This is a genomic window from Xanthomonas sp. SHU 308, from assembly GCF_000364645.1.
GTDB lineage: Bacteria > Pseudomonadota > Gammaproteobacteria > Xanthomonadales > Xanthomonadaceae > Xanthomonas_A > Xanthomonas_A sontii.
On record NZ_AQOK01000246.1, the window covers coordinates 1 to 3,905 of the forward strand.

The 3,905-nt window shown below is 62.9% G+C and carries 2 protein-coding genes and 1 pseudogene; 2 read left to right on the forward strand and 1 reads right to left on the reverse strand.

Annotated elements, in window-relative coordinates; all coding sequences use genetic code 11:
- Together D588_RS26590 and D588_RS0109320 are read left to right on the forward strand one after the other, a co-directional pair.
- A partial coding sequence (locus D588_RS26590) for a restriction endonuclease subunit S (protein ID WP_232764267.1) occupies positions 1 to 1,140 on the forward strand: 1,140 nt, incomplete at its 5' end.
- 36 nt (positions 1,141 to 1,176) lie between these two features.
- Positions 1,177 to 2,985 (forward strand): DUF262 domain-containing protein, encoded by a 1,809-nt coding sequence (locus D588_RS0109320; protein WP_017915783.1) that lies wholly within the window; start codon positions 1,177 to 1,179, stop codon positions 2,983 to 2,985.
- A gap of 131 nt (positions 2,986 to 3,116) precedes the next feature.
- On the opposite strand, the pseudogene D588_RS24370 reads toward D588_RS0109320, so the two are convergent.
- A pseudogene (locus D588_RS24370) lies at positions 3,117 to 3,848 on the reverse strand (adenylosuccinate synthetase); the annotation flags it as partial.
- Positions 3,849 to 3,905: the final 57 nt, after the last annotated feature.

Below are 3,905 nucleotides of genomic sequence, written 5' to 3' on the forward strand. Positions count from 1 at the left end.
CTCGCTTTCAGGTGTCCGAGTTATCAGGGGTGGCTCAAGGAGTCCTCTTTTCGGGACCGTCTCTGCGCTGAGGTATCTGGCGTTGGCGGCTCGCTAACACGGGCTCAGCCAAAGAAGGTGGAGGGCTACAAGCTTCGTATTGCGCCGCTCGCAGAGCAAAAGCGCATAGCGCAGAAGCTGGATGCGCTGCTGGCCCAGGTCGACACCCTCAAGGCCCGCATCGACGCCATCCCCGCCCTCCTTAAGCGCTTCAGACAGTCTGTACTTGAGTCAGCATTCTCTGGAGAGCTAACAGCCGAGTGGCGCCAGTTGCATCCCGATACTAAGGCGGCGTCCATCACGGATGTGCGGCAGGCATGGCGGGATCACTACCAGCGGAGCGGCAGAAAGTTCGTGACGCCGAATCTGGACCCAACGAACTTAAGAGACGATCTTCCTCCAACCTGGCAAGCCACCCAGATTGGGATCATATTTGACGTGTTTGTGGGCGCAACGCCAGCTAGAGATCGAACCGATTTTTGGAAAGGTTCCATTTCATGGGTGAGTAGCGCGGAGGTCGCGTTCTGCAAAATTCGCTCGACTAAAGAAAAGATTACCGAAGCGGGCTACCGCGCAACTTCCACGAACTTACACCCTCCTGGGACCGTGATGCTGGCGATGATCGGGCAAGGGAAAACGCGCGGACAGCCTGCGATTCTCGCCATTGACGCATGCCACAACCAGAACACGGCAGCACTGCGAGTGCATGATGAGTACGGTGTTCCCGAGTACCTCTACTACTACTTATGGGGGAAATACGAGGAGACGCGACGTTTTGGCGGCGGCAACAACCAACAGGCATTGAACAAAAAAAGCGTGCAGTCCCTTCCGTTTCCACTTGCACCACTTGCCGAACAAACCGAAATCGTCCGCCGCGTCGAACAACTCTTCGCCTACGCCGACCAACTGGAAGCCAAGGTCACCGCCGCCCAGCAGCGCATCGACGCGCTGACCCAGAGCCTGCTCGCCAAGGCCTTCCGCGGCGAACTGGTACCGCAGGACCCCAGCGACGAACCGGCCAGCGCGCTGCTGGAACGCATCCGCGCCCAGCGCGCCGCCTCGCCCAAACCAAAGCGCGGCCGCAAGGCGGCGACAAGCTGACCTGATCCATCCCATCCATCACAAGGAAGCGACCCCATGACCACATTCGACAGCACCAAACTGCCATTGAAGGACCTGCTCAAGGAGGTCGTCCAAGGCAAGATCCAGCTACCGGATTTCCAGCGCGGCTGGGTCTGGGACGACGAACATGTGCGCAGCCTGCTGGTCAGCCTGGGGCGCTCGTTCCCGGTGGGCGCAGTGATGCTGCTGGAAACCGGCGGCGAGGTGCGCTTCCAGGTCCGCCCGGTGGAGAACGTGCCGCTGCAAGGACTGGCCGCGCCGGAGAAGCTGATCCTCGACGGTCAGCAGCGTCTGACGACGCTGACCCAGGTGCTCAAGCTGTCTGGCCCGGTCAAGACCACCACCGACAAAGGCAAGCCGGTCGACCGCCACTACTACATCCACATCCCCACCGCCCTGGCCGGCCCGGACCGGCTGGACGAGGCCATCATCGCCACCGACGGCAGCCGCCAGCAGCGCAGCGATTTCGGCCGCAGGCTGGATCTGGACCTGTCCACGCGCGAGTTGGAATGCAAACAGCTGTACTTCCCATGCTCGGAGATTCTGGAGGCGATGGGCTGGCTGCAGGACCTGTTCAAGTTCAACGCCGCTGCGCAGGCGCAATTCTTTGAGTTCAAAGAAAAGGTGCTCGATGCATACAACGAGTACCAGATCCCGCTGATCGTGCTGAAGAAGGAGACCAGCAAGGAAGCAGTGTGCCTGGTGTTCGAGAAGGTCAACACCGGCGGCGTACCGCTATCGGTGTTCGAGCTGGTGACCGCCAGCTACGCGGCCGATGGCTACAACCTGCGCGACGACTGGTACGGCAGCGAGCTGCGTAAGGTGTCCTCGCGCTACAAGCGGCTGGCCAAGGAACCCATCCTACGCGGGGTGGAGAACACCGACTTTCTGCAGGCGGTGACCATGCTGCACACGCTGGAAAAGCGCCGTGCCGATATCGAGGCCGGCAAGACCGGCAAGCAAGTGGCCCCGGTCAGCGCCAAGCGCGCATCGGTGCTGGAACTACCGCTGGATGCCTACAGGCGCTGGGCTGACCCGGTTGAACAAGGGTTCCTGCGTGCGGCCAAGTTCCTGCGCCAGGAATGTTTCACCGCGCCACGCGACCTGCCTTACCGCACCCAGCTGGCGCCGTTGGCGGCGGTGTTGGCACTGATCGGCGCCGACGAGCACTGGCGCGAGCCGCGCATCCACCAGAAGCTGGCGCAGTGGTTCTGGTGCGGCGTGTTGGGCGAACTCTACGGCGGCGCGGTGGAGACCCGCATCGCAAATGACGTCGACGAGCTGCTGAGCTGGATCGAGCATGATGACCAACCGCCGCGCACAATTGCCGACGCCACCTTCCAGATCGACCGCCTCGCCTCGCTGACCTCGCGCCTGAGCGCCGCCTACAAGGGCATTAACGTGCTGGTACTGCGCGAAGGTGCGCAGGACCTGTTCTGGAAGTCGCGTATTCGCGACCTGGAGGCCGACGAGGTGGCATTGGACATCCACCACATCTTCCCGCGCGACTGGTGCGAGAAGCAGAACATCCCGCGCCGGCGCTACGACTCGATCATCAACAAGACGCCGATCTCCTACAAGGCAAACCGCATGATCGGCGGCTCCGCTCCCTCCAGCTATCTGGCCGCCCTGCAGGCCCACAAGCAAGTCCAGTTGGATAACAGCGGCATGGACGCGCTACTGGCCAGTCATCGCATTCCGGTGGACGCCCTACGCGCCGACGATTTCGACAGCTTCTGCGCTCAACGCCAGCAGAACCTGCTCGCGCTGATTGAAGCGGCAATGGGAAAGCGTGCGGCGCCCGCGGATATGGTGACCAACTGATAAGTCGGAACACTGACACCGAAGGCAGTTATCGAATGCCACCAGGTTATCGACTGTCACTCTGCAAAGAGCAGCGGGGCGACCAGCGCCTCGCTTTCATTTCGTCAGCCTGATGGCTCCAACACGACGCGTCACGCAAACGGATCCTGCAGCACCATCGTGTGATCCCGGTCCGGGCCGGTGGAGACGATGGAGATCGGGCAGCCGGCCAGTTCCTCCAGCGCACGCAGGTAGGCGCGGGCGGCGGGCGGCAGTTCGTCCCACACGGTGATGCCGTGGGTGTTCTCGCTCCAGCCCGGGAACTCCAGGTACACCGGGGTGCACTCTTCCCAGCCCTGCGCGTCCAGCGGCGCGTATTCGGTGCGCTTGCCGCGGTATTCGTAGGCGATGCACACCTTCAGCTTCTCCATGCCGTCGAGCACGTCGAGCTTGGTGATGCACAGGCCGGAGATGCCATTGATGGCCACCGCCCGCTTCAGCGCGACGATGTCCCTCCAGCCGCAGCGGCGCGGGCGGCCGGTGGAGGCGCCGTACTCGGCACCGCGGTCGCGGATGCCCTGGCCGATGGCGTCGTCCAGCTCGGTCGGGAACGGGCCACCGCCCACGCGCGTGGCGTAGGTCTTGGCGATGCCCAGCACGTAGTCGATGTCCTGCGCGCCCACGCCGGTGCCGGCCAGTGCGCCGCCGACGGTGGTGTTGGAACTGGTGACGTAGGGATAGGTGCCGTGGTCGATATCCAGCAGCGCACCCTGCGCGCCTTCGAACAGCACGCGCTTGCCCTGCTTGCGCAGGTCGTGGCAGATGCCGGCCACGTCGGACTTCATCGGCTGCACGTACTCGCCGAAGGCCAGGGCCTCGTCATAACGGGAAACATGGGTCGGGAAACAGGGGTCAGAGTGCACTTCCATCTTCTTCTACTA